Source organism: Pseudomonas sp. PDM30 (assembly GCF_019218985.1).
Taxonomy (GTDB): Bacteria; Pseudomonadota; Gammaproteobacteria; order Pseudomonadales; family Pseudomonadaceae; genus Aquipseudomonas; species Aquipseudomonas jessenii.
The window spans coordinates 629,468-654,432 of the sequence record NZ_JAHUWM010000002.1 but is presented as its reverse complement, the minus strand read 5'-3'; the positions used below and the strand labels follow the sequence as shown (position 1 = coordinate 654,432).

The window sequence follows — 24,965 nt, the reverse complement described above, 5'->3', positions numbered from 1 at the left end:
CTGATCGAAAGATCAGGGCTTTTTCTTTTTGGGCTGTCCGCGATCTCCCACAGAGGTAGTTCAGGGCTGACAGGCTTGGACTAAGGCTCCACCCCAAGTTCATGCTTGACCAGTTCCAGCAGCTTGCCGGCATCAATCGGCTTGAGCAGAAAGTCCACCACATTCAAATGCATCGCGGCGATCGCATCTTTCACGTCGGCATCACCCGAGACGATGATGATCGGCAACGCCGCCCGTACCGACTCGCGCACCTGTCGGATCAGGTCCAGGCCGTCGACGAGGCCCATGCGCAGGTCGGTAATCACCAGTCCGATCGAAGGTTTCTCCTCCAGCATCTTGAGTGCCACTTCGCCACTGGCCGCCGTCATGCAGTGAATACCGTCAAGCGCCAGGATCTCTGACAGCAGTTCCCTGGCGTCTTTATCGTCATCGACGATCAGCACCCGTTGTGGCGGCAGGTCAGGTTCCAGCATGACGGCGCTCAAGGCTTCGCGCTCGGCGTCGCTCAAAATATCGTGGTCGGACATGGCTTTCTCTACATGTTCAATTCATTTCCCTAGCACAGTGACGAGACATCGCTAAGCAGGCCTTAAATGTGCGCTTCGTCGGATATTTTTCCAATAGGGGGACGGAGAGGTTTTTCGCACAGTTGCGTAGGATTCTTCCGACATTTCAGCATACCAATCGCCTACCTAGACTTACGTCCAATGGGCACTCCGGCCACAGGGGTCGACCATGTCTGGGTCATCCGACAACAACAATTCAAAAAAGACTGCGGTAATGGTTATGAGTAAAGCGGACGCCTTCACACAGGCAGGGAAAACCGCGGTGTTGCAGAACATCCAGGGCACGTTGCAATTCCTCCAGCGCTTCCCGCCTTTCAATCAGATGGAACACGCTCACCTGGCGTATCTGGTCGAGCAATGTCAGATGCGTTTTTACGCCCCCGGCGAGAGCATCATCAAACCCGCTGACGGCCCGGTCGAGCACTTCTATATCGTCAAGCAAGGCCGGGTCGTGGGCGAGCGTCCGCATACGGTAAACGGTAGCACCGAAACGGTCTTCGAGATCACCACTGGCGAATGTTTCCCTCTCGCGGCGTTGCTGGGTGAACGGGCGACCCGCACCGAGCACCTGGCGGGCGAAGACACCTTCTGCCTGCAACTGAACAAGCCGGCATTCATCCGCCTGTTTTCGCTATCGGACACCTTCCGCAACTTCGCCCTGCGCTGCGTCAGCAGCCTGCTGGATCAAGTCAACCAGCAAGTGCAGCAAAAAGCCGTGGAAACCCTGGGCACCCAATATTCGCTCAATACCCGACTGGGCGAGTTGGCCATGCGCCACCCGGTGACATGCGCCCCGCAGACGCCATTGCGCGAAGCCGTGACGTTGATGCACGAACAACAGGTCGGCAGCATCGTGGTGGTCGATGAACTCAAGGCGCCACTGGGGATTTTCACCCTGCGCGACCTGCGCCAGACCGTGGCCAACGGCAGCAGTGATTTCAACGAAGCCATCGAAGGGTACATGACCCGGGCGCCGTTCTTCCTGTCGCCGGATCAGAGTGCATTCGACGCGGCGATTGCCATGACCGAGCGGCACATCGCCCATGTCTGCCTGGTCAAGGACCAGCGTTTGTGCGGCGTGGTTTCCGAGCGCGATCTGTTTTCCCTGCAACGGGTCGACCTGGTGCACCTGGCGCGCACCATCCGCAATGCCCAGAAAGTGGAAAACCTGATGGCGCTGCGGGGCGAAATCGGTCAACTGGTCGAGCGCATGCTGGCCCACGGCGCGTCTTCGACGCAGATCACCCACATCATCACCTTGCTCAACGACCACACCGTGTGCCGAGTGATCGAACTGACCCTCGCCGAAAAAGGCGACCCCGGCGTGCCGTTCAGCTGGCTGTGTTTCGGCAGCGAAGGCCGTCGCGAGCAGACCCTGCACACCGATCAGGACAACGGCATTCTGTTCGAAGCCAGGGATGCGGCGCATGCCGCCGAGATTCGCGGCAAGCTGCTGCCCATTGCCCAGCAGATCAACCAGAGCCTGGCGCTGTGCGGCTTCACCTTGTGCAAGGGCAATATCATGGCTGGCAATCCTGAGCTGTGCCTGTCCCGGGCCGAATGGGCGCGGCGCTTTGCGGCGTTTATCCGCGAGGCAACCCCGGAGAACCTGCTGGGTTCGAGCATCTATTTCGATTTGCGCGTGGTCTGGGGCAGCGAGCAAGGTTGTGAGCAATTGCGCCGGAGCATTCTCGACCAGGTCGGCGACAACCGCTTGTTCCAGCGCATGATGGCAGAGAATGCGTTGCGCAATCGCCCGCCCGTAGGGCGTTTCCGCGAGTTCGTACTGGCGCGAAAAAATGGCGAGAAGGCCACCCTGGACCTGAAGACTCAGGGTCTGACACCCTTTGTCGACGGCGCCCGGTTGCTGGCCCTGGCCAACGGTATCGAAACAAACAACACGCTGGAGCGTTTTCGCCAGTTGGTCGACAAGGAGGTCATCGATCCCCTGGACGGCGCCGCGTACGAAGAGGCCTATCACTTCATCCAGCAAACACGCATGCAGCAACATCAACTACAGACCCGAGAGAATTTTCCTTACTCAAATCGGGTAGATCCCGACAGCCTCAATCATCTGGACCGGCGCATCCTGCGTGAGTCCCTGCGCCAGGCACAGCGCCTGCAAAGCAGCCTGACCTTGCGGTATCAGATATGAGCCTGTTTTCATGGCTGCGCCCGGCCGGCCCGAGCTTGTCCGCAGACCTGCAACAACGTCTTCAACGCCTGCCGACGGTCACCGGATTGAGTGAATGCAGCCTGCGCGAGCAGCGCTGGGTAGTGCTCGACCTGGAAACTACCGGGCTGAATATGAACAAGGACCGGGTACTGTCCATCGGCGCCGTGGTGATCGAGGATGGCGCGATCGATTTCAGTCGACAGTTCGAGCGAACCTTGCAATGCGGCGAACTCAAACTCGGCCCCAGTGTGCTGATTCACGGCTTGGGCCCCAGTGCAATTGCTGCCGGCAGCGATCCGGCCGAGGCGCTGCTCGAACTCATGGAGTTTGTCGGCGACAGCCCGGTGCTGGCCTTCCATGCGCCGTTCGACCAGCACATGTTGGCGCGCGCCCTGAAGGATCATCTGGGTTACAAGTTGCAGCATGCCTTTCTGGATGTGGCAGATATTGCGCCACTGCTATGCCCCCAGGCGCACATTCGCGAGGCCGGGCTGGACGATTGGATCGACTGGTTCAAGCTCGAAGTCTTCGAGCGCCACCACGCCAGCGCCGACGCCCTGGCCACCGCCGAACTGGCACTGATACTGTTCAGCCGTGCGCGGCAGCAGCAGATTCATAGCCCGTTGAATTTGCAACAGCGCTTGAGTCAGTGGAAGCGCCGGCAGCAGGCGCCTTCCTTCTGACCCATACGCCATCCCTGTAGGAGCGAGCTTGCTCGCGATAGTCTTGAACGGTGACGCATGCTGCCTGGAAAAATGCGTCGCCTTCAAATTCATCGCGAGCAAGCTCGCTCCTACAGGGGCCTTCGCCAAATCCCCACCCGACCAACGCCAATTGCTTACCTCCCTCGCCTCTGCCACAATCGCGAACAATTCTCGTTAGTTAATATTTCCCAATCGGTGATGCGGCGTGTCGTCAGTCCCAAGCCCCCAAAGTGAGCTCGTCGGTGCGTTATATCGCGACCATCGCGGTTGGCTATTGGCCTGGCTTCGACGCAACGTCGCCTGCCCGCAGCGGGCCGAAGACCTGAGCCAGGACACTTTCGTGCGTTTGCTGGGCCGTGAGGAACTGAAGGCACCGCGCGAGCCGCGGGCATTCCTGGTGGCGATCGCCAAGGGCCTGCTGTTCGATTATTTCCGTCGCGCCGCGCTGGAACAGGCCTACCTCACCGAGTTGATGCTGATTCCCGAAGCCGAACAACCGTCGGCGGAAGAACAGCAAATGATCCTCGAAGACCTGAAAAACATCGACCGCTTGCTTGGCAAGCTTTCCAGCAAGGCCCGGGCGGCATTCCTCTATAACCGCCTCGACGGCCTCGGTCACGCGGAAATCGCCGAGCGCCTCGGTGTGTCGGTGCCGCGGGTGCGCCAGTACCTGGCCCAAGGCATTCGCCAGTGCTATATCGCGCTGTATGGTGAGCCGACATGAACCCGGTCAGTTCCAAACCGGTATCGGCCAGCGTGCTGGACGCGGCGATTGCCTGGCAGCTGTCCATGGACTCCGCCAACCCGGTAGAGCGCGAAGAGTTCGCCAAGTGGCACGCGGCCCATGAAGAACATGCCCGCGCCTGGCGCCAGTTGGGCATGCTCGACCAGCGTTTCAGCGTGGCCAGCGGCCCGGCCCGCACTGCCTTGCTGCAATCGCGCGAAGGCATTCGCCGGCGAGTGCGCAAGCTTGGCAACGGTGTCGCCAGTATCGTTGCCGTGATTGGCCTGGCCCTGTTCGCCGGGGATCGTTACCTGCCGATCGACTATTGGCTGGCCGACCAGCGCACCGCCGTTGGCGAGCAGCGCACCCTGCGTCTGGCTGACGGCACGCTGATCAATCTCAATACCCACAGCGCGCTGGATGTGCGTTTCGATGAAAAGCAGCGGCGCATCGTGCTTCAGGAAGGCGAAATACTGGTTGAAACCGGCCATGGCGATCCCCGGCCGTTCATCGTCGAAACCCGCGAAGGCAGCATGCGTGCGCTGGGTACGCGGTTTCTGGTCAAGCGCGAGGAGGACGGAACGCGCTTGAGCGTATTGCAGTCGGCGGTGGCGGTTCACCCTGAGTCCAACCCTGACGAAAAGATTCTGCGCGAAGGCCAGCAGGTACTGATCCGCAACAACGGCCTGGGCCCGGTTCTGGCCGTCAACCTCGGTGCGGATGCCTGGACTCGCGGCATGCTGGTGGTGGACAACACACGGCTGGAAGACCTGGTGCATGAAATCGGCCGCTATCGAAACGGTTACGTCGGGGTCGCGCCGGAAGTTGCCGACCTGCGCATCACCGGCAGCTTCCCGCTGCGCGACACCGACCTGGCACTCAACGCCCTGCTGCCGACCCTGCCGGTGCAGATCGAACAGCACACACAGTGGTGGGTGAAGGTCGTGGCCAAGGCCGATACCAAGCCCTGAATCCGCACACAGAACCCTGTGGCGAGGGGGCTTGCCCCCGTTGGGTCGCGAAGCGGCCCCCTGCATTTTTCTGACTGACTGTGTTCGCTGACGTCACGACTGCTACGCAGCCGAACGGGGGCAAGCCCCCTCGCCACAAAATGCGCATGCCTGAAGCTCCTCGATGTTTATTGAATAACTGAATCGAAATTATTTTCATCCAGCTCTATCACTTTTTGATTTTCGTACGGCACACAGGCAATTGAGAAATGTTTCCATTCAGGAGCCGCTGTATGCCTCGTTCGCTAGACTCCCTGTTACGCCGCAGTTTGCTGGCGGTTGCCATTGCCCTTTGCACCCCTTTGGCCAGCAGCCAACTGGTCGCCGCTGAACAGGCGTCCAGTGTCCGCGCCTACAACCTGCCAACCGCTCCACTGGTCAACACCCTGAACCAGATTGCCAGCCAGGCCGGTCTGGCCCTGTCGTTGAACCCATCCCTAGCGGCGGGCAAGACCTCGGCACCGGTCAAAGGCCAGTTCGACGCAGCCGGCGCCCTGCGCGAAGCCCTGCGTGGCACCGGGCTGCAACTGGAACAGAGCAGTGCGGGCACCTATAGCCTGGTGGCCGTGCCCGAGGGTGTGATGGACCTGCCGGTAACCAGCGTGATTGGTGTGCAAGACACTGAAAGCGCCTGGGGCCCGGCACAGGGCTACCTGGCCAAGCGCACCGCCGCCGGCACCAAGACCGACACCGCGCTGGTCGAGGCACCGCGTTCGATTTCGGTCGTCACTCGCGAGCAGATGGACGACCGCAACGCGCACACCCTCGACGATGCCGTGCGCTACTTGCCGGGCATCACCTCCAGCAGCTTCGGCAGCGACACCCGCGCCGACTGGTTGCGCGTGCGCGGTTTCGAGCCGACTCAATTCCTCGACGGCCTGCCACTGCCAAAAGGCGTGTACTCCAACCCGAAACAGGAAACCTGGAACCTCGACCGCCTGGCGCTGCTGCGCGGCCCGGCCTCCTCCGTGTACGGCCAGACCCCGCCGGGTGGCCTGCTGGACATGGTCAGCCGTCGCCCAAGTGCTGAAGCCAGCAGCGAGATCCAGCTGCAATACGGCAGCGACAATCATCGCCAGATCAACTTCGCCAGCACCGGCAAGATCGATGACGAAGGCCAGTTCCTTTACAGCCTCAGCGGCGTGCTGCGCGACGGCGGCACGCCCATCGACCACATCGATGACAAGCGCTACAACATTGCCCCCAGCCTGACCTGGAACATCGACGAAGACACCAAATTCACCCTGCTCACGCAGTTCACCCGTGACGATACCGGTATCACCAGTCAGTTCTATCCGATCCAGGGCACCAAGATCGACATGCCGTTCGGCGATATCTCCCACCACAAGAACCTGGGTGACCCGAACTACGACTTCTACGACCGCACCTACTACGCACTGGGTTATGCCTTCGAACACCGCTTGAACGATGTCTGGCAGTTCCGCCAGAACCTGCGCTACACCAAGTCGGAGCTGTCATTCCAGGCCGTGACCGTCAATAGCTACGGCCCCTCTTACGGGTCTGTTGTTGACGATCAAGGCAATTCCGGCCGTGGCACCACCAATGTCGACGAAGACATCGCCCAATTCGCCGTGGACAACAACTTCCAGGGCGACTTCGTCACCGGCGACGTCAGTCACACCTTGTTGATCGGTCTGGACCACCAGCGCAACACCACCAACTACCTCTCGATCTTCGGCACCGCGCCGGGCATCAACGTCAACGACCCGGTCTATGGCTTGCCGATCGAGCGTCCGGCACGCTCCACAGCCTTCTATGACTACGAACAGAAGACCCAGCAGACCGGCCTGTACATCCAGGACCAGATGGCCCTCGGCCAATGGCGCCTGACCCTCGGCGGTCGTGAAGACTGGGTCCACACCGGTACCACGTTCTTCAACAAGGGCGATGCCACCAACACCGAACGTGACAAGAACTTCAGCGGCAACGCGGCGATCAGCTACGTGTTCGACTCGGGCTTCGTGCCTTACCTGTCCTACGCCGAATCGTTCCAGCCGACCAGCAATGCCGTCGCCTCGCCGACCGAGTCGTTCAAGCCGACCGAAGGCAAGCAATGGGAACTGGGGATCAAGTACCAGCCACCGGGCAGCAACACCCTGCTGACCGCGGCTGTGTATGACCTGACCCAGAAAAACGTTTCCGTCACCAACAACGTGGGCAACGTGACAGTCACCAGCCAGACCGGCGAAGTGAAAGTCAAAGGCCTGGAGCTGGAAGCCGTTTCCGACGTGACCGAAAACCTCAAGGTCACCGCTGCCTACACCCTGGCCAAATCCGAAGTGCAAGAGGGCATCTACAAGGGCAATCGCCTGCAACTGATGCCTAACCAGCAAGCGTCGGTGTGGGGCGACTACACCTGGCACAACGGCGTGCTGGATGGTTTCGGCATCGGCGCCGGCGCGCGCTACACCGGCAATACCTATGGCGACCAGGCCAACACCTGGCTGGGCAAGGCCGACGCCTACACAGTGTTCGACGCCGTGGTTCACTACGACCTCGGTCGCCTGGACAACAGCCTCAAAGGCGCTTCGCTGGCCGTCAACGCAACCAACCTGCTCGACAAGGACTACATCTCGACTTGCGACAGCTACTACTGCTACTACGGCGACCAGCGCAGTGTCGTCGCCAGTGCAACCTACAAGTGGTAACGCTTTGAGCTGACACGCCCAATGACCAGGCCGTCCTTCGTGGGCGGCTTTGGTTTTTCTGAAGGCTATGAAATGAAAAGTAAAACAATTCGCCGCTGGTCCTTCGTCCACACCTGGTCCAGCCTGATCTGCACTGCGTTTCTGCTGATGCTGGCACTGACCGGCCTGCCGTTGATCTTTCACCACGAGATCGACCACTTGCTGGGCGATGCGCCTGAAGTGAAGGTAATGTCGGCGGACACCCCGCACCTGAATTTGCAGCAGTTGGTGGACGCGGCCGAGAAACATCGTCCCGGTGAAGTCATGCAGTACTTCGGCTTCGAGGACGATGAGCCCAACGCAGTGCTGACCATCATGGCCGCGACCGCAGGCACCGAGCCGAACTCGTCCCACACCTTCATGCTCGACGCCCGTACTGGCGAAGCGCTGGAAACGCCATCGGCCAACGGCGGCTTCATGATGGTCATGTTGCGTCTGCACGTGGACATGTTCGCCGGCTTGCCGGGCAAGTTGCTGCTGGCGTTCATGGGGATTGCGTTCGTGGCAGCGATCGTTTCCGGCACGGTGCTGTACTTGCCGTTCATGCGCCGCTTGAAATTCGCCACCGTGCGCCAGGACAAATCCACTCGCCTGCGCTGGCTCGACCTGCATAACCTGATCGGCGTCGTGACGTTGACCTGGGCGCTGGTGGTCGGCGTAACCGGCGTCGTCAGTGCCTGCGCAGACCTACTGATTGCCGCATGGCGCAACGACACACTGGCCGCGATGATCGCGCCATATCGCGATGCACCACCGCTGACTCAATTGGCGCCGGCCAACCGTTTGCTCGACATCGCCAAGGAAGTCGCACCGGGCATGCAGCCGGACTTCATCGCCTTCCCCGGCACACGCTTTTCCAGTGAGCATCATTACGCAGTGTTCATGAAGGGCAGCACGCACCTGACCTCGCACCTGCTGACACCGGTTCTGATCGATGCCAGCACCCTGCAAGTCACCGCAGTGGTCGAACGCCCGTGGTACATGGACGTCATGGGCATGTCACAACCGCTGCACTTCGGTGACTACGGTGGCATGCCGATGCAGATACTCTGGGCGACCCTCGATGTGCTGACCATCATCGTGCTCGGCAGCGGGGTCTACCTGTGGGTGGTGCGGCGCAAGGCTGCCAGGCCTGTGCTGGAAAAAGCGGAGAGCGTGGCATGAAGCCCCGGCAGTCGAACTTCTGGAAAGTGTTTAGCACTCCAATCGTCATCGCCTTGTTCAGCGCGGCAGGGTTGTTTGCCGCGTTGCTCGGGGATGGTGTGTGGGATTCGCTGAGCTGGCTAGGCTTGGGCATCCCCGCCGCTGTTGCCCTGCGGGGCCTCCTGCAACGCCCCTGAAGGGACATCCCCCCTGTAGGAGCGAGCTTGCTCGCGATGCACCCGAGCACTCCCCGGGGTGTCAGTCTTCCAACGTCATCGTTGACGACCATCGCGAGCAAGCTCGCTCCCACAAGGGGTCAAGCCATGATGCTTGAGCAATCAGACCAACGCGCTATGCTGCCCGACACTGCCACCGACCGAGACGCTGCCATGTCCGCCCCGAGCATGACCCTGTACCACAACCCGCTTTCCCCCTTCGTTCGCAAAGTCATGGTGCTGCTGCACGAAACCGGACAACAGAACCGCGTAGCGTTACAGACCAGCGTGCTCACCCCGGTCAACCCGGACCTGACCCTGATCGACGACAACCCCCTGAGCAAAATCCCGGCCCTGCGCCTGGCCGATGGCAACATCATTCACGACAGCCGGGTCATCCTCGACTACCTCGACCACCAGCACGTCGGTAACCCGCTGATCCCCCGCGAAGGCTCGGCCCGCTGGCGGCGCCTGACCCTCGCTTCACTGGCCGACGGGATCATGGACGCGGCCGTGCTGGTGCGCTACGAAGTCGCCCTGCGCGCCCCGGAGAAACACTGGGACGAATGGCTCGACGGCCAACGCGACAAGATCCGCCGTGCCTTGGCGCTGCTGGAAAAAGACGCGATTGCCGAGCTGACCTGCCATTTCGACGTGGCCGCGATCAGCGTGGCCTGTGCATTGGGTTACCTGGACTTGCGCCATCCGGATCTGGACTGGCGCACAGCGAATCCGCAGTTGGCGGCGTGGTATTTCGAGGTGAGCCAGCGGCCTTCGATGATTGCGACGATGCCGAAGGTTTAGCCTGGTGACACCAACGCACTATCAGTTCTGCTAGTAGGCAAAAACTGAAAAAGCTCCGATGCTCAAGGTCCTGCTATCCGGACCTTGAACGGAGTTCAGTCAATGCCCAATTCAACCCGTGAAACCGTACTGTGCCGCTACCATTACGATCCGCTGGATCGCCAGAATGGCTGTACGGCACTTCAGCAGCCCGCCATTCAGCGTTTTCATTGCAAAAGTCGACTGGCCACTGAAATTCAGGGCTCCGCTCGGTGGAGCATCTTTCAGCAAGATGACCAACTGCTGGCGCAACACAGTCACCTCGACGCCAAGGTGACCGCCACACTGCTGACAACTGACCAACAACGATCCGTGCTCAACGCACTAGAGGCGACTCAACCTAATCCCCTCGCCTACACGCCTTACGGTCATCGCCCGGCGAAGAACAGTTTACTCAGCTTGCTCGGGTTCAACGGCGAACGGCCGGACCCGGTGACCGGGCATTATCATTTGGGCAATGGGTATCGGCAGTTCAATCCGGTGTTGATGCGGTTTAACAGCCCGGATAGTTGGAGTCCGTTTGGGGAGGGTGGGATTAATCCATATACATACTGCGGGGGTGATCCGAGGAATCGGTTCGATCCGAACGGACACGCATTTAAATTTTTCTTACCGTTCTCAAAGGCATCTGGACTATTTGAGATACCGCGACCAAAATTCACATATAAAAAAGCGGCAACGTCTTTCAGCTATAAAACAGTTACACCACTCAACTCAAGCCCTGAAATTTCAAAACTTTCAACAAAGGAATTAGTTTCGGGAGTGCACGGAGAAATAACCGCGCCCCAAGGCCTGTTAGCTAAAATTCCAGAAACAAACCCCTTGACTCGCAGACCGTCTCTCGAAAAATTGCGCTCGAAAACCTTGGCGATAATAGAGTCCAAACTTCCTGAGGCTGAAAAAAATTATGAATTTTGGAGTAAAATTGATAAAAAAAAGAGGAGTTTTTTTCGCAACAGCGCGGATATATATCATTGAGACGATGTAAATGAGTATTTACCCCAAGCCAGATTCAACTTAGACAAAATCAATTACTACCGTAAAAACATTGACACCCTCACCAAAAATCAATTTGAAGCCTTTATTATAAGATTTCAGACAACGTAAATGACTAAAATGGGGCAGCAATTAAGACCAAGTAAGGGGACATATTTATTTTAAATCAATAAATCTGCCCCCTCACTACTCTATTTCCCCCTAATCTTCCTGACAGCCGGAAACAACTCGGCAATCAGCATAGCCAAAACCCTTCCCTCCCGCTGATCCTCCCTCAAACCCAGCGCCCGGCTCACTCCGGCGCTCCAACATCGAACGCCAACGGCTTGGTCGCTTTCTGCCCAACCCCATACCAATCCAGCCTCCGCGTCAGCACCATAAACACGCCCAGCAAGCCGAACAGCAGCAGCGAGCCCATCAACAGCGCGTAATCCTCTGCACTCAACAGCCCGTAGAGCAGCCCATACAACGCCGCCAATCCCACAGAAAAACTCAAGCCGTGGCGCACGCTGCGCAACACGTGGCAAACGTAGAACCCGATCAACAACACACAACCGCTGGCGGACAACAGGTACGCCAGAGCAAAGCCGATGTGCTCGGACAACGACAGCAACAACAGGTAGAAGAACGCCAGCGCCACACCTACCAACGCATATTGCACCGGGTGCACCGTTAGGCTTTTCAGCACTTCGAACAGGAAGAAACCGGCAAAGGTCAGGACGATGAACAGCAGCGCATATTTGATCGCCCGGTCGCTTTTCAGGTACTGGTCCACGGGTTCGATGAAGCTCACGCCGAAGCTGCGACCGAACAACGCCTCACAGCCACCGCGGGACACGCAGCTGTTCAGCGTTTCTTGCAGGTTGGTGGAGAAAAACGAGGTCTGCCAATGGGCGGTAAAACCTTGATCAGTGATCTCGCGCTGGGCAGGCAGGTAGTTGCCGATGAAGCTTGGATGCGGCCAGTTGGCATTCAACGAAACTTTACTGGTCTTGCCCACCGGCAGTATTTGTAACTGGCCGGTGCCTTGCAGCTTCAGGTCAAAACCGAAGGCCAACTCCGTGGCCTGCTTTGTCTCCAACGCCGGCAGGGTCACGTGGACGCCTTCACCCAGCCAGCTCACTTGGCTGCCCGGAATGAAGTCCAGGTTCTGGCCGTTGAGTTCAAGCTTCAAAGCGTTTTCGATACCACGAATGTCGCTGATGCCAACAGCGAGGAACGGCTGGTCGAACTGGTAATCGGCAAAATCTTCCTTGATGCCCAGTTGAACCGGCAGGGAAAAGTGGCCGCTGATGCGGTTCTCTGCATGAAACAACCGCGCCTGGTAAATACCTCGGGAACGCAGTTCGGTCTGAACGTCTGCGTCGAGTTCGAAGCGCTCCGGCAGAAAATACAAACGACCGCGCTCTTCACCGATCTCCTGATAACGCTCGTTGGTTTTTTCGTGCGTCTTCCAGGTGCGCACGACTTTACGATACGGCACCACCATCAGCGGGCCGCTCAATTGCTGGCTGTAACTGGAGCTGCGGGCAATGTCTTCGAGCACACCGTCGCGCAGTTGCTGGCGCTCCTGGATCACGCCGTTGATCATCAGCAGTGGAATCAGCAACAACAGAATCAACAGGGCAATTGCCCCGAGTTTTAGGGTCAGGCTACGGTTCATGGGACTCTCCCTGTTTTGGATGGGGAGAGTCTGGATTCGGTATGTGGTGGGGCCATGGGGGGAATGTGGAGATTGTGTGGAGATTCAGCCTGCTCGCGATTGGCCGTAACTCGGTCTTAAGGCAGGTGTAACTTCACCTCCACTCCGCCGTCGACATTACCAATACTCATCGTACCGCCATGCAGCTTGACCACTTCCTCGACAAAGTTGAGCCCGAGCCCGGTGCTTTTGCGCCCACTGTCGGGACGTGGCAACGAGTAAAAACGCTCGCTCAAACGCGGCAGCGCGTAGTCGGGAATCGGCTCTGCCTGATTGAAAAGCTTGAACCCGACCTGCTCGCCTGTCCGTTCGGCGGTGAATCGCAGTACACCTTCAACAGGGGTGAAATCCAGCGCATTGTCCAGCAGATTACCCAACGCCTGACGCAGCAGAAATGGCTCGCCGATCAGCACCAGGTCCGATGGAATCGTTTGCTCTACGCGCAACTGTTTACCTTCGATTCGCGCAGATTGCGCGTTCAGCAGGCCATCCACCAAAGCCGCCAATGGCACCGCCACCCGCTGCTCCAGCCCTTGGCGTTGCTCGACCTGCGCCAGGTTCAAAAGCCGCTCGATCAGCTGCTGCATGCGCGCACTTTCACTGTCGATATTGCCGACGAAACGCTGCCGCTGTGCCAGAGGCATATCGCCCTGCAACAGTTCTGCCGCGCCACGAATCGCCGCCAACGGACTCTTCAGCTCATGGGTCAAGGTGTGCACGTAACGTTCGACGTAGGCCTTGCCTTCAAGCTGCGTGCGCATCTGCTCCACTGCCGTGGCCAATTGCTCCAACTCACCGCCGCGATAATGCGGCACTTCAACCCGCCGGCCTTCACTGACGCCTTGGGCGTACGCCGTCAATCTTCGCAGGGCTCGGCTGAGCCACCAGGATAACAATGCACCTAACAGCAGACCGAGGCCGATCAGCCCGGCGCCGTACGCCAGCAACCGGCGTTCCGTGCGATCCACATAGGGCTGCAACGAGCTGTTGGGCTTGGCCACAGTGACCACGCCGATGATCTGGCCGTTGTCGCGAATCGGCGCACCGACGTGCATCACCGAAGACCCCGGATCGTTCGGGTCATTGCGCGTGGAGCGTGCGCCGTATTCGCCACGCAGGGTCAGGTAGACGTCGTTCCAGCGCGAGTAATCCTGCCCCACCGCCGTCCCGCTGGAGTCCAGCACGACGAAGCCCTTGGCGTCGGTGACGTAGATGCGGTGGTTGACCTGATTCTTTGGCAAGCCCCAGATTTTCGCTCCGGGCTGTCGCTCACCATAGGCCTTGAGCAGTTCCGGCCAGCGGTTCTGGTTGAGGCTGCCGGCCTTGAAGTCGTCGCGCAGGATCTCGGCCATCAGGTTGGCGGTATCGACCAGGGTTTCTTCGGTGGACTGGCGCACGCCGGGGCGGATCTCCTGCATGACCGTGTTGAGCACAAAGTAGCCGGTCAGGCCGATGAACAGTGCGTAGACCAGGAAAATCCGGACTCCCAGCGGCATCAGCTTTGTCCCGGGTTGTAGCTGTAGCCGAGGCCGCGGTGGGTCTGGATCGGTTCGGCGTCAGCCTTCACCAATCGCAACTTGGCGCGCACGCTCTTGATGTGGCTGTCGATGCTGCGCTCGTAACCGGCGTCGGCGGCCACACCCAGGGCATCGAGCAACTGTTCGCGGCTGAAGACTCGCTCGGGCTGCTCCAGCAGGCATTGCAGCAGACGGAATTCATGGCGGGTCAGGGTCAGCAGTTGACCGCGATAACTGATTTGCACACGTTCACTATCGATGCGAAACAACGTCGCCGACGGTTCACTGACCGTGCGGGGCGCCATGCGCTTGAGAATCACCCGGACCCGCGCCGCCACCTCCCGAGGGCTGAACGGTTTGACCACGTAATCGTCGGCGCCGATTTCCAGGCCCACGACGCGATCGATTTCGCCATCCCGGGCGCTGAGGAACATCACCGGCACTTCGCTGAAGCGCCGCAGTTGCTTGCAGGTTTCGAAGCCGCTGATGTCCGGCAGGCCGATATCGAGAATGATCAGATCCGCCGGTGTCTGGCGCTGGTGCTCCAGCGCCGCCGCGCCCAGGCTCAGCCATGTGGTGGTGAAGCCCTCGCCTTGCAGGGCGAAAACCAGGGTATCGGCAATGGCCGCTTCGTCTTCGACAATCAGGATATGAGGCATGGCGTCCGAGCCCGGCAGTGATGTGGGCGAACGGTGACTCAAGGGGGAATCGGCGTCAATCAGGCTGAGCTGATTGTCGCTCAAGTCTGTAGTACCTAGCAGTTCTGCTAGTAGGCAATGGATGAAAACAAGCTGATTCTTATAGCCCGTCTTTTTGGTACTGACACGGAGACCAGTCAATGCCTTCGCACTCTCTCAAAACGATTCTGCTGGCAACCGATCATCAGCGCTCGGTAATAAACGCCCTGGACGAGAATCGGCCACAACCCATCGCCTACACACCCTATGGTCATCGCCCAGCCGAAAACGGCTTGCTCAGCCTGCTGGGTTTCAACGGCGAACGGCCGGACCCGCTGACCGGGCATTATCATTTGGGTAACGGATATAGGCAGTTCAATCCGGTGTTGATGCGGTTTAACAGCCCGGATAGTTGGAGTCCGTTTGGCAAGGGTGGGTTAAATGCTTATGAGTATTGTTCGGGGGATCCCGTAAATCAAAGCGATCCAAACGGACACTACAAAGTACCCACATTAACTTTCGACAATATTTTTAAAAATGCCCACCAACTAGTTACCAACAGAAAATCTTATAGATTTTCCCACTTCTCAACAGCGGAAAGAGAAGTGATCAATAACTTCGGCGGTAGTGAAAAACTTAAATTTTTAGCCGAGTCAACTAAAACCGAACCTGATGCAATAGTAGCCAAGGTTTTGGCCGAAAAGGGTAAACCTTCCCGACTTGCCCTGCTCGGCGACGGTGAAGACATCAATAAATATCTGGAAAAATTAAGCACTCACATTTCTGATCTTGTTTCACAGAGAAATACAAATCGAGAACTTCTGAAAAAACCAGAATACCGCCAACATCTAAGCACCCGAGAACTCGACAATCTCAGACTCAATCAAAGAGATGTAAAAAATGAACTCTCCTACAGCATAATTTACTCACTGAAATTCAGAAGCCCAGGTCCAGACACCACGGACTTCAATGCAGAGAAGTGGACCCAGGCAGCGATAAGGAAAGGAACCCAATAAGTCAATCAATCAACAATCCGGCTTGTCCGCCGTAAACCTTCTCGCCGGATTCACCGCCGCGCCAAACTCACGCAACGCCTTGGCCCCAATCAGCAACGGATAGTTGAAGCTGCTGCGGTCAGTCAGGTTGACCTCGACCGTGCGCTTGACGTTGCCCAGGCACAATTCCAGATCGACCACCGGACGCTTGCTGGGTGCGGCAGTGTCTTCTTCTTCGTCCTCTTCGGAACGGGTCTTGATCTTGCTGATGCGCGCGATCTTGTGCTCGTAGACCTTGTTGCTCGCATCCTTGGTCGCGAGGCGGAAACGCACCCAGTCTTCACCGTCGCGGGTAAAGGTCTCGATGTCCTTGGCCGACAGCGACGCAGTCAGCGCGCCAGTATCCATCTTGGCCTTTAGCACTTCGCCGCCGATTTCCGGCAGGGCGATGTATTCGTAACGACCATAGAGGGTCGGCTCGGCGGCCATGACCGGCAGGGCGATGAGGGAGAGCGCTGCAAGAAGGGATTTCACGTAATGGGTTTCCATGAGAGTGAGCAGTCGGATTTTAGACCGTCGTGCGCTTGATCGTTCCCACAAGGTTACCGCCCCAAAAGTGAAACATTCGTCAGCACCGATTTGGCCTGTCGCCCGAAGCTGCTTATCATGGCGCGCCCAACCGCTTCCACGAGTGACTTATGCGCCGCCTGCTCACCGGCTGTTTCGTGACCCTGCTGCTCCTGCTCAACACCTTGATCCTGATCGGACCGTTGATGGTGTTTGCCCTGCTCAAACTGATCCTGCCCGGCCGTTTTCGCGATTACGCCTCATGGTCGGTGATGTGGATCGCCGAGACCTGGTCCGAGATCGACAAGCTGATCTTCCGTGTCTGCATCCCTACCCAATGGGACATCCGTGGCGGTGACGATCTGCGTCGCGACACTTCATATCTGGTGATCAGCAACCATCAATCCTGGGTCGACATCCCGGCGCTGATCCAGACGCTGAACCGGCGCACGCCGTTCTTCAAATTCTTCCTCAAGAAAGAACTGATCTGGGTGCCCTTCCTGGGCCTGGCGTGGTGGGCGCTGGATTACCCGTTCATGAAACGCTACAGCAAGACGTTCCTGGCGAAATACCCGGAACTGGCCGGCAAGGATCTGGAAATCACCAGACAGGCCTGTGAATTGTTCAAGCGCCAGCCAGTGACGGTGGTCAACTACCTCGAAGGCACCCGCTTCACGGCGGCTAAATGTGACCAGCAACAGTCGCCGTTCAATCACCTGCTCAAGCCCAAGGCCGGCGGGGTGGCCTTTGTGCTGGCAGCGATGGGTGAGCAGCTCGACGCGATTCTCGATGTGACAGTGGTTTACCCGCAGCAGACGATTCCGGGGTTCTGGGACTTGATCAGCGGCAACGTTCCGCGGGTCATCATCGACATCAAGACTCGCGAACTCGACCCGGCACTGTGGCAGGGCGATTACGAAAACGACCCTGCGTTTCGCGAGAAGGTCCAGAACTGGGTCAACCAGCTCTGGATCGAGAAGGACCGGCGCATCGACACGTTACGCGCCGGGCGCCGCTGAATCAGCTACCGGTGCCGGTGCCCCAGATGCTGCCCAGGCTGCTCAGCAGCGAACCGCCGACGCCCTGCTGACCGAAGTATTGCAGGAGCACCGGGGCAAACTGGCCGATCATGCCGCTGTCCATACCCAGGGCGCTGAAGGCGTTGTTCAGGTCGTTGGTGTCCTTGACGTTGCCCAAGGCGTTGTCCAGCCCTGCAGCTTTGCCGCTGGAGCCGAGCAGACCGGCCAGTGCACCCAACTCCCCGCCGCCCGAGAGCATGTCGATGCCCGGCACGCTTTTGGCCAGTTCCGAGTAGTCGGTCGAGCTCAACTGGTTCTTCGCCAGCCCCAGCATCGCCCCGGCGCCGCCAACGGCTTGCTCTGGAGTGATGTCCAATTCACTGAGGGTGCTCAGCAGGTTGGCGGTCTGCGGTGTCGGTGCGGCAGTCGCGGCCTCGTCACCACCCTTCATGCCGGCAATGGCATTGACCGCATCGCCCAGATTGAACTGTGCGAAGACCGGGCTGGCTGCCAGGGTCAGGAGTGATGCCAGTGCAAAACCGCGTGAAATCTTCATTCAGACATCCTCTTGCGTCATGAAAAACGCCCGGCTTACGGGCGCAAAGCTGCCGATTTGACCGGGCATCCTCAATCATGTTCCGTGCCGCGCATCCATTTTTACCCCCGCTCACGTATAAGAAACGTGAATTCCTGGATGCCACGCGATGAATGGTACGACCGAGCAGCTGGTGGGGCCGGTATTGAATCAGGAACCTTGGCAGACGTTTGAAAAAGATATCCAAGCAAAAACGGCGACCCGAAGGTCGCCGTTTTGTATTTCGCAAAGACTTACGCAGCACTAAACATCTTATGCGGATCAATCACAAACTTCTTCGGCACGCCCGCGTCAAACTCGCCATAACCCTGCGGTGCCTGATCCAGGCTGATCACCTGCACGCCCACCACTTCGGCGATGTTGATGCGGTCCCACATGATCGCTTGCATCAGCGCGCGGTTGTACTTCATCACCGGGGTCTGGCCGGTGTGGAAGCTGTGGGATTTGGCCCAGCCCAGGCCGAAGCGGATGCTCAGGCTGCCCATTTTCGCGGCGGCGTCGACGGCACCTGGATCTTCGGTGACGTAGAGGCCAGGGATGCCGATCTTGCCGGCTACGCGCACCACACCCATCAGTGAGTTGAGTACGGTGGCCGGGGCTTCATGCTTCACGCCGTCATGGCCGTGGCCGCGGGCTTCGAAGCCTACGGCGTCGATGGCGCAATCCACTTCAGGCTCACCCAGCAGCGCGGCGATTTGCTCGTGCAGTGGGGTGTCGAGGGACAGGTCGGCGATTTCGAAACCCTGGGCCTTGGCGTGGGCCAGGCGCACGGTGTTGACGTCACCGACGATCACCACCGCTGCACCCAGCAGGCGAGCGGAAGCGGCAGCCGCCAGGCCGACCGGGCCGGCGCCAGCAATGTAGACGGTGCTGCCTGGGCCGACACCGGCGGTCACTGCGCCGTGGTAACCGGTCGGCAGGATGTCGGACAGGCAGGTCAGGTCGCGGATTTTTTCCATCGCGCGATCGCGATCCGGCAGTTTCAGCAGGTTGAAGTCGGCGTACGGCACCATGGCGTATTCGGCCTGGCCACCGGTCCAGTCGCCCATGTCGACGTAACCATAAGCACCGCCCGGACGCGCCGGGTTGACGCTCAGGCAGACGCCTGTGTGCATTTCTTTGCAGGAACGGCAGCGCCCGCAAGCCACGTTGAACGGTACGGACACCAGGTCGCCGATCTGCAGGTTCTCGACGTCGCTGCCCTTTTCGATCACTTCACCGGTGATCTCGTGACCCAGGACCAGACCGGTTTGAGCGGTGGTACGGCCGCGCACCATGTGCTGGTCGGAACCACAGATATTGGTGGAAACCACGCGCAGGATCACGGCGTGGTTAATTTTCCTGCCACGCGGGTCCTGCATTTTCGGATAATCAATACTCTGCACTTCGACCTTGCCAGCGCCGAGATACACCACACCACGATTGCCAGACATGCTTTCACCTCGCTGTTGTTTTTATGGAACCGCGTTGCCCAGGCAGGCAGCGCGTTAAATGCTCGGGTTATTGCCGTTGTCATTTGTGTTGCTTGTAAGGGCCTCATCGCGAGCAAGCTCGCTCCCACAGGTTTTTGTGTCGTTCACAAATCTTGTGTCCGCCCCCGATCCACTGTGGGAGCGAGCTTGCTCGCGATGGCGATTTAAAGAACGACCGTTCTGTTGGCGTTCAAAAACACTCTTCTCTCAATGTGATACCCGACAGCCCGCGCCAGTGTCAGCCCTTCGATATCCCGCCCCTTGGCGATCAGGTCTTCCGGATAATGGCTGTGGTCCACCGCCTCCACACCCTGGGCAATGATCGGGCCTTCATCCAGGTCGTTGTTGATGTAATGCGCGGTGGCGCCCACCAGTTTCACGCCCTTGTTGTAGGCCTGATGGTAGGGCTTGGCGCCCTTGAAACCGGGCAGCAGGGAGTGGTGGATGTTGATCGCCTTGCCATCGAGCTTGCGGCACAGCTCCGGCGACAGCACTTGCATGTAGCGCGCAAGGATCACCAGTTCCGCACCGGACTCTTCAATGACCTGCCAGACCTGACGTTCCTGGGACGGCTTGTCGTTCGGATCCAGCGGGAAGTGGTAGTACGGAATCTGGTGCCAGTCAGCCAGTGGCTTGAGGTCCGGGTGGTTGGAGACCACGGCGGCCACGTCCATCGACAACTGGCCGATGCGCTGGCGATAGAGCAAATCGTTGAGGCAGTGATCGGCCTTGGAAACCATGATCACCACTTTCGGCCGGTAGTTCGGCGCGGTCAGTTCGAAGATCATGCCAAAGGCTTCACCGCGCTCGGCGAGGCCCGCGCGGAAGGACTGCTCGTCGAAACCGTCAGGCTGGCGGAATTCCACACGAATGAAGAAACGGCCCGAGAGTCGGTCATCGAAGGAATGGTGCTCGGTGACGTAGCAGCCCTGCTCGAACAGAAAGCGGGTCACCGCGTCCACGGTGCCGAGGACGCTGGGGCAGTCGGCGGTCAGAATCCATGTGTCTGGGGCGCGGCTCATGGTGCGGTGACTCCTGTGATATCTAAAGATGACGCTGCATCTTGTGGGAGCGAGCTTGCTCGCGATGGGCGTCAACGATAACGCGTACTTACTGGATCAACGCGTCGCCCTCAAGTCCATCGCGAGCAAGCTCGCTCCCACAAGTGATCGCCTCCATGGCGGGTGGTGATCAGGCCTGAACGCTGAGGCCGAACTCGGCAGAAGCATCCTGCAACCACAGCCACCAGTAATCCGAGAAGCTGCGACGAATCAGCAGTTCCCAGGTGTCTTCGGCGGTGTGACGGATCATCAATTGCGACTTGGCGAACACCGTGCCGACGGCTTTGCCCACCGGGAAGTTGTTCGGGTGCACGTCGTAGCTGGTGGACTTCATCAGTACCTGGCGCACGTTCGGGCCGCTCAGTTCGAGGAGTTGCTGGCCGCCGCTGACATTGACGATTGCAATGTGCAAATCGCCCAGTGCTGCGCGCAGTTTTTGCTCGGCGGCAAGTTCTTCACCGGTCGGCACGATCAGCAGCCACTCATCCGGCCCCATCCATTGCAGACTGGTTTCGCCTTTGACGATGACGCTCAGCGCGCCCGGCAACTCGATGCCCAGGGCCTTGTGCACGCCCGCGGCAAACGCGGCATCGTGGCCATCGCCGCGGATGGTCAGGTGGCCGAGGAGTTTTTTCTCGCGCACGGTCACGCCGGCGTTCTTGCGACCCTTGCCCACCAGGCTGGCGAGGTCGGCGTGATGCAGCGACGACTCGGCCTTGGCCCCGGAGGTTGGGCGTTGTTGGTAAACATTGGCTGCGGTCATAAAGCACCTGTTTTGAATTCTGTTGGTTCTGGCCCTTGTGGTGGCTGTTCTATCGCCATCGCGAGCAAGCTCGCTCCCACAGGGGTTAGGCGATCTCCTGTGAGAGCGAGCTTGCTCGCGATGGCGGCAGCTCACACCCCACAGGACCCGAAGCCTTTACACGTTCTGGCGTTCGCCTTTCGGATCAAAGAACACCGAAGAAACGATTTCCGCCTCGATCACGCTGCCGTCCGCCAATGGCGCGAAGACACGCTCGCCCATGCGGTTCAGGCCGCCCTTGACCACGCCCATGGCGAACGAATAGCCCAGGGAGTTGTGCAGGTAACTGGAAGTCACGTGACCCACCATGGTCATCGGGATGGCTTGCTTGGTGTTGAACACCAGTTGCGCACCTTCCGGCAGCCATTTGGTCGGATCGATCGGTTTCAGGCCAACCAGTTGCTTGCGCTGATCACGCACGCAGTCTTCACGGTTCATGCCACGCCAGCCGATCCACGAGAACGGTTTGGTGCGACCGACACACCAGCCCATGTTCAGGTCGTCCGGGGTCATCGAGCTGTCAGTGTCCTGACCGACGATGATGAAGCCCTTCTCGGCCCGCAGCACGTGCATGGTTTCTGTGCCGTACGGCGTCAGGTTGTACTTCTTGCCGGCGTCGACGATTTTTTCCAGCACGCCCATGGCGTAGTCGGCTTGCACGTTGACTTCGTACGACAGTTCACCGGTAAACGAAATCCGGAACACCCGCGCCGGCACACCACCGACCAGACCTTCTTTCCAGGTCATGAACGGGAAGGCTTCGCTGCTCAGGTCGATGTCGGTGACTTCAGCAAGCAGCTTGCGGCTGTTCGGCCCGGACAGGGTCATGGTCGCCCAGTGGTCGGTGACGGAGGTGAAGTACACCTTCATGTCCGGCCATTCGGTCTGGTGGTACAGCTCCAGCCACTGCAGCACACGAGCCGCGCCGCCGGTGGTGGTGGTCATGACGAAATGGTTGTCGGCCAGGCAAGCCGTCACGCCGTCGTCGAAGACCATGCCGTCTTCTTTGCACATCAGGCCGTAACGAGCCTTGCCCACATCGAGCTTGGTCCAGGCGTTGGTGTAGACGCGGTTGAGGAACTCACGCGCATCCGGGCCCTGGATGTCGATCTTGCCCAGGGTCGAAGCATCGAGCAGGCCGACGCTGTCGCGCACGGCTTTGCATTCGCGCTTCACCGCGGCATGCAGATCTTCACCGGATTTCGGGAAGTACCAAGGACGCTTCCACTGGCCGACGTCTTCGAACTCGGCGCCGTTTTTCAGGTGCCATTGATGCAGTGCGGTGTAACGCACCGGCTCGAAGATGTGCCCACAGTGACGACCGGCCACGGCGCCGAAAGTCACTGGCGTGTAGTTCGGACGGAACATGGTGGTGCCCATCTGCGGGATGGTCACGTTCAGCGAGCGGGCAGCGATGGCCAGGCCGTTGACGTTGCCGAGCTTGCCCTGATCGGTGCCGAAACCCAGTGCGGTGTAGCGCTTGACGTGCTCGACCGACTCGAAGCCCTCGCGGGTCGCCAGTTCGATGGCGGCGGCGGTGACATCGTTTTGCAGGTCGACGAATTGCTTCGGTGCCCGTGCGGTGCTCTTTTCATGGGGCACCTGGAACAGCGCCAGGGTCGGCTCTTCGAGACGGCTCAGGGCTTTCGGCAGTACGCCTTCAACCGTCTGGAATCCGGCTTCAGCAGCGGCGCGAGCGCCACCTTCAAAACCGTCGGCCAGGGAATCGCCAAGGCCGTAGACGCCGTTGATGCCACCGACGCACACGCGTTTCTGCGGTGCTTCGCCCGGTACGAAACCGAGGATGTCTTCACGCCAGATCGGCTTGCCACCCAGGTGCGAAGCCAAGTGAACCACCGGGCTGTAGCCACCGGAGCTGGCGACCACGTCGCAGTCGAGCCATTCGCCTGGGCTGGTCACGGTGTGGGCTTTGACGTCGATGGCGGCCACACGGGCAGCGGTCACGTGCTTGCTGCCACGAGCCTCGATCACGGCACTGCCGGTGAGGATGCGGATGCCTTTGGCGCGGGCTTCTTCCACCAGCGCACCACGCGGATTGCTGCGGGCGTCGGCGATGGCCACCACTTGCAGGCTGGCATCGAGCCAATCCAGGGCAACGCGGTAGGCGTGGTCGTTGTTGGTCGACAGCACCAGCTTCTTGCCCGGTGCCACGCCGTAACGACGCACGTAGGTCGAGATGGCGCCGGCGAGCATGTTGCCCGGCACGTCGTTGTTGCCGTAGACCAATGGACGCTCGTGAGCGCCGGTTGCCAGTACCACGCGATTGGCGCGGACCCGGTGAATGCGCTGACGCACCTGGCCAATCGGTGCGCGGTCGCCGAGGTGATCGGTCAGGCGCTCGTGAATGGTCAGGAAGTTGTGGTCGTGGTAGCCGTTGACGGTGGCGCGCGGCAACAGCAGCACGTCCGGGGTGTTCTTCAGCTCGTCGATGACGCTGGCCACCCACTCCATCGCAGGCTTGCCGTCGAGGCTTTCGCGGGAATCGAGCAGGCTGCCGCCGAACTCTTCCTGTTCATCGGCGAGGATCACCCGGGCACCGCTGCGCGCAGCCGCCAGGGCAGCCGCCAGGCCAGCAGGGCCAGCACCGACGATCAGCACGTCGCAGTGCTGGTTCATGTAGTCGTAGGTGTCCGGATCGTTCTCGGTCGGCGAGCGGCCCAGGCCGGCAGCCTTGCGGATGTACTTCTCGTAGGTCATCCAGAACGATTGCGGGTACATGAAGGTTTTGTAGTAGAAGCCCGGCGGCATCAGCTTGCCGCCGACCTTGCCGAGAATCCCCATCATGTCGTTGTTCACGCTCGGCCAGCCGTTGGTGCTGGTGGCGACCAGGCCCTGATACAGCGCCTGTTGCGTAGCACGCACGTTCGGGATCTGCGTGGCTTCGGTGGCGCCGATCTGCAGCACCGCGTTCGGCTCTTCGGCACCAGCGGCGAAGATGCCGCGCGGACGGGAATACTTGAAGCTGCGACCGATGATATCGACGCCGTTGGCCAGCAGTGCAGCAGCCAGGGAATCGCCTTCGAAGCCTTTGTAGTTCTGGCCGTTGAAGGTGAAGGTCAAGACTTTGTTGCGGTCGATCCGTCCGCCATTGGACAGGCGATTGATCTGGCTCATACCTTCTCTCCCAGAGCCGTGCTGGCCGCTTTCGGGCTATCGGTCTTGTCGGTGAATTGTGGCTTGGTGCCGATCTTGTAGGTTTCGAGAATCTCGTAGGTCACGGTGTCGCGGGTGACGTTGAAGTACTGACGGCAACCGGCGACGTGATCCCACAGCTCGTGGTGCAGACCGCGCGGGTTATCGCGGAAGAACATGTAGTCGCCCCACTCCTCGTCGGTGCAACTGCTCGGGTCCAGTGGGCGCGGGATGTGCGCCTGGCCGGATGCATGGAATTCCTCTTCGGAGCGCAGTTCGCCGCAGTGAGGACAGAAGATATGCAACATAGGGATTTCTCC

General features: G+C 59.5%; 22 protein-coding genes. 11 read left to right on the top strand and 11 right to left on the bottom strand.

Annotation, left to right across the window (positions count from 1 at the left end; translation table 11 throughout):
• Positions 1 to 80: 80 nt before the first annotated feature.
• The gene (locus tag KW840_RS06980) at positions 81 to 527 is read right to left on the bottom strand and encodes a response regulator (RefSeq protein ID WP_102670834.1); all 447 of its coding nucleotides are present in this window, start codon (positions 525 to 527) and stop codon (positions 81 to 83) included.
• Between the two features lie 253 nt (positions 528 to 780).
• Here KW840_RS06980 and KW840_RS06975 point away from each other — a divergent pair, with 253 nt between their 5' ends.
• From KW840_RS06975 to KW840_RS06935, 9 genes are all read left to right on the top strand, one after another.
• Positions 781 to 2,721 carry a putative nucleotidyltransferase substrate binding domain-containing protein gene (locus tag KW840_RS06975; protein ID WP_218494740.1) on the top strand — a complete coding sequence of 647 codons (1,941 nt, stop codon included), beginning with the start codon at positions 781 to 783 and terminating at the stop codon, positions 2,719 to 2,721.
• On the top strand, positions 2,718 to 3,425 hold the full coding sequence (locus tag KW840_RS06970) for a PolC-type DNA polymerase III (RefSeq protein WP_218494739.1): 708 nt from the start codon (positions 2,718 to 2,720) through the stop codon (positions 3,423 to 3,425). The genes KW840_RS06975 and KW840_RS06970 overlap by 4 nt, the downstream gene beginning before the upstream one ends.
• 226 nt (positions 3,426 to 3,651) lie before the next feature.
• Complete coding sequence (locus KW840_RS06965; protein ID WP_090451802.1) at positions 3,652 to 4,170, top strand: RNA polymerase sigma factor; 519 nt, start codon at positions 3,652 to 3,654, stop codon at positions 4,168 to 4,170.
• Positions 4,167 to 5,141 (top strand): FecR domain-containing protein, encoded by a 975-nt coding sequence (locus tag KW840_RS06960; protein ID WP_057713014.1) that lies wholly within the window; start codon positions 4,167 to 4,169, stop codon positions 5,139 to 5,141. The genes KW840_RS06965 and KW840_RS06960 overlap by 4 nt, the downstream gene beginning before the upstream one ends.
• 272 nt (positions 5,142 to 5,413) lie before the next feature.
• Positions 5,414 to 7,849 (top strand): TonB-dependent siderophore receptor, encoded by a 2,436-nt coding sequence (locus KW840_RS06955; protein ID WP_218494738.1) that lies wholly within the window; start codon positions 5,414 to 5,416, stop codon positions 7,847 to 7,849.
• A gap of 72 nt (positions 7,850 to 7,921) precedes the next feature.
• Positions 7,922 to 9,052: a PepSY domain-containing protein gene (locus tag KW840_RS06950; protein WP_057716549.1), complete on the top strand. Its 1,131-nt coding sequence runs from the start codon at positions 7,922 to 7,924 to the stop codon at positions 9,050 to 9,052.
• A complete protein-coding gene (locus KW840_RS06945) occupies positions 9,049 to 9,228 on the top strand; it encodes a hypothetical protein (RefSeq protein ID WP_057713012.1) in 180 nt (59 codons plus the stop codon). The genes KW840_RS06950 and KW840_RS06945 overlap by 4 nt, the downstream gene beginning before the upstream one ends.
• Before the next feature lie 192 nt (positions 9,229 to 9,420).
• Positions 9,421 to 10,050 (top strand): glutathione S-transferase family protein, encoded by a 630-nt coding sequence (locus KW840_RS06940; RefSeq protein ID WP_057716548.1) that lies wholly within the window; start codon positions 9,421 to 9,423, stop codon positions 10,048 to 10,050.
• Between the two features lie 102 nt (positions 10,051 to 10,152).
• Entirely contained in the window at positions 10,153 to 11,067 is a 915-nt protein-coding gene (locus KW840_RS06935; RefSeq protein WP_218494737.1) for an RHS repeat-associated core domain-containing protein, read from the top strand.
• 310 nt (positions 11,068 to 11,377) lie between these two features.
• On the opposite strand, the gene creD is transcribed toward KW840_RS06935, so the two are convergent.
• The 3 genes from creD to creB all read right to left on the bottom strand — a co-directional run bounded on the left by creD (position 11,378) and on the right by creB (position 14,963).
• Positions 11,378 to 12,748: a cell envelope integrity protein CreD gene (gene creD / locus KW840_RS06930; RefSeq protein WP_218494736.1), complete on the bottom strand. Its 1,371-nt coding sequence runs from the start codon at positions 12,746 to 12,748 to the stop codon at positions 11,378 to 11,380.
• 116 nt (positions 12,749 to 12,864) lie between these two features.
• Positions 12,865 to 14,283, bottom strand: a complete 1,419-nt coding sequence (gene creC, locus KW840_RS06925; RefSeq protein WP_218494735.1) for a two-component system sensor histidine kinase CreC — start codon at positions 14,281 to 14,283, stop codon at positions 12,865 to 12,867.
• Positions 14,283 to 14,963, bottom strand: a complete 681-nt coding sequence (creB, locus tag KW840_RS06920) for a two-component system response regulator CreB (protein ID WP_218494818.1) — start codon at positions 14,961 to 14,963, stop codon at positions 14,283 to 14,285. Before creB ends, creC begins: the two co-directional genes overlap by 1 nt.
• Positions 14,964 to 15,142: 179 nt before the next feature.
• Here creB and KW840_RS28450 point away from each other — a divergent pair, with 179 nt between their 5' ends.
• Positions 15,143 to 15,997 carry an RHS repeat-associated core domain-containing protein gene (locus KW840_RS28450; protein ID WP_256353207.1) on the top strand — a complete coding sequence of 285 codons (855 nt, stop codon included), beginning with the start codon at positions 15,143 to 15,145 and terminating at the stop codon, positions 15,995 to 15,997.
• A 9-nt stretch (positions 15,998 to 16,006) separates the two neighbouring features.
• On the opposite strand, the gene KW840_RS06910 is transcribed toward KW840_RS28450, so the two are convergent.
• Positions 16,007 to 16,510: an ATP-dependent zinc protease gene (locus tag KW840_RS06910; RefSeq protein WP_218494734.1), complete on the bottom strand. Its 504-nt coding sequence runs from the start codon at positions 16,508 to 16,510 to the stop codon at positions 16,007 to 16,009.
• Between the two features lie 164 nt (positions 16,511 to 16,674).
• Between KW840_RS06910 and KW840_RS06905 the strand changes: the two genes are divergently transcribed.
• Positions 16,675 to 17,562: an acyltransferase gene (locus KW840_RS06905; RefSeq protein ID WP_218494733.1), complete on the top strand. Its 888-nt coding sequence runs from the start codon at positions 16,675 to 16,677 to the stop codon at positions 17,560 to 17,562.
• 1 nt (position 17,563) lies between these two features.
• Here KW840_RS06905 and KW840_RS06900 read toward each other — a convergent pair whose 3' ends face one another.
• The 6 genes from KW840_RS06900 to KW840_RS06875 all read right to left on the bottom strand — a co-directional run bounded on the left by KW840_RS06900 (position 17,564) and on the right by KW840_RS06875 (position 24,953).
• Positions 17,564 to 18,118 carry a DUF2780 domain-containing protein gene (locus KW840_RS06900; protein WP_090451821.1) on the bottom strand — a complete coding sequence of 185 codons (555 nt, stop codon included), beginning with the start codon at positions 18,116 to 18,118 and terminating at the stop codon, positions 17,564 to 17,566.
• 272 nt (positions 18,119 to 18,390) lie between these two features.
• On the bottom strand, positions 18,391 to 19,590 hold the full coding sequence (fdhA, locus tag KW840_RS06895) for a formaldehyde dehydrogenase, glutathione-independent (RefSeq protein WP_056726583.1): 1,200 nt from the start codon (positions 19,588 to 19,590) through the stop codon (positions 18,391 to 18,393).
• Positions 19,591 to 19,793: 203 nt separating this feature from the next.
• Positions 19,794 to 20,651, bottom strand: a complete 858-nt coding sequence (purU, locus tag KW840_RS06890) for a formyltetrahydrofolate deformylase (protein ID WP_007981374.1) — start codon at positions 20,649 to 20,651, stop codon at positions 19,794 to 19,796.
• Positions 20,652 to 20,820: 169 nt separating this feature from the next.
• Positions 20,821 to 21,453 carry a sarcosine oxidase subunit gamma gene (locus KW840_RS06885; RefSeq protein ID WP_150813795.1) on the bottom strand — a complete coding sequence of 211 codons (633 nt, stop codon included), beginning with the start codon at positions 21,451 to 21,453 and terminating at the stop codon, positions 20,821 to 20,823.
• A 156-nt stretch (positions 21,454 to 21,609) separates the two neighbouring features.
• On the bottom strand, positions 21,610 to 24,627 hold the full coding sequence (locus tag KW840_RS06880; RefSeq protein ID WP_090451827.1) for a sarcosine oxidase subunit alpha: 3,018 nt from the start codon (positions 24,625 to 24,627) through the stop codon (positions 21,610 to 21,612).
• The gene (locus tag KW840_RS06875) at positions 24,624 to 24,953 is read right to left on the bottom strand and encodes a sarcosine oxidase subunit delta (RefSeq protein ID WP_057713000.1); all 330 of its coding nucleotides are present in this window, start codon (positions 24,951 to 24,953) and stop codon (positions 24,624 to 24,626) included. Before KW840_RS06875 ends, KW840_RS06880 begins: the two co-directional genes overlap by 4 nt.
• Positions 24,954 to 24,965: the final 12 nt, after the last annotated feature.

Coding starts and splice junctions, on each gene's coding strand:
- KW840_RS06970 (WP_218494739.1), top strand. CDS start 2,718: ATGAGCCTGTTTTCATGGCTGCGCCCGGCCGGCCCGAGCTTGTCCGCA.
- KW840_RS06905 (WP_218494733.1), top strand. CDS start 16,675: ATGCGCCGCCTGCTCACCGGCTGTTTCGTGACCCTGCTGCTCCTGCTC.
- creD (WP_218494736.1), bottom strand. CDS start 12,748: ATGAACCGTAGCCTGACCCTAAAACTCGGGGCAATTGCCCTGTTGATT.
- KW840_RS06980 (WP_102670834.1), bottom strand. CDS start 527: ATGTCCGACCACGATATTTTGAGCGACGCCGAGCGCGAAGCCTTGAGC.
- creB (WP_218494818.1), bottom strand. CDS start 14,963: ATGCCTCATATCCTGATTGTCGAAGACGAAGCGGCCATTGCCGATACC.
- KW840_RS06875 (WP_057713000.1), bottom strand. CDS start 24,953: ATGTTGCATATCTTCTGTCCTCACTGCGGCGAACTGCGCTCCGAAGAG.
- KW840_RS06975 (WP_218494740.1), top strand. CDS start 781: ATGGTTATGAGTAAAGCGGACGCCTTCACACAGGCAGGGAAAACCGCG.
- KW840_RS28450 (WP_256353207.1), top strand. CDS start 15,143: ATGCCTTCGCACTCTCTCAAAACGATTCTGCTGGCAACCGATCATCAG.
- KW840_RS06880 (WP_090451827.1), bottom strand. CDS start 24,627: ATGAGCCAGATCAATCGCCTGTCCAATGGCGGACGGATCGACCGCAAC.
- KW840_RS06900 (WP_090451821.1), bottom strand. CDS start 18,118: ATGAAGATTTCACGCGGTTTTGCACTGGCATCACTCCTGACCCTGGCA.
- KW840_RS06950 (WP_057716549.1), top strand. CDS start 7,922: ATGAAAAGTAAAACAATTCGCCGCTGGTCCTTCGTCCACACCTGGTCC.
- KW840_RS06955 (WP_218494738.1), top strand. CDS start 5,414: ATGCCTCGTTCGCTAGACTCCCTGTTACGCCGCAGTTTGCTGGCGGTT.
- KW840_RS06960 (WP_057713014.1), top strand. CDS start 4,167: ATGAACCCGGTCAGTTCCAAACCGGTATCGGCCAGCGTGCTGGACGCG.
- KW840_RS06935 (WP_218494737.1), top strand. CDS start 10,153: ATGCCCAATTCAACCCGTGAAACCGTACTGTGCCGCTACCATTACGAT.
- creC (WP_218494735.1), bottom strand. CDS start 14,283: ATGCCGCTGGGAGTCCGGATTTTCCTGGTCTACGCACTGTTCATCGGC.
- KW840_RS06940 (WP_057716548.1), top strand. CDS start 9,421: ATGTCCGCCCCGAGCATGACCCTGTACCACAACCCGCTTTCCCCCTTC.
- fdhA (WP_056726583.1), bottom strand. CDS start 19,590: ATGTCTGGCAATCGTGGTGTGGTGTATCTCGGCGCTGGCAAGGTCGAA.
- purU (WP_007981374.1), bottom strand. CDS start 20,651: ATGAGCCGCGCCCCAGACACATGGATTCTGACCGCCGACTGCCCCAGC.
- KW840_RS06945 (WP_057713012.1), top strand. CDS start 9,049: ATGAAGCCCCGGCAGTCGAACTTCTGGAAAGTGTTTAGCACTCCAATC.
- KW840_RS06885 (WP_150813795.1), bottom strand. CDS start 21,453: ATGACCGCAGCCAATGTTTACCAACAACGCCCAACCTCCGGGGCCAAG.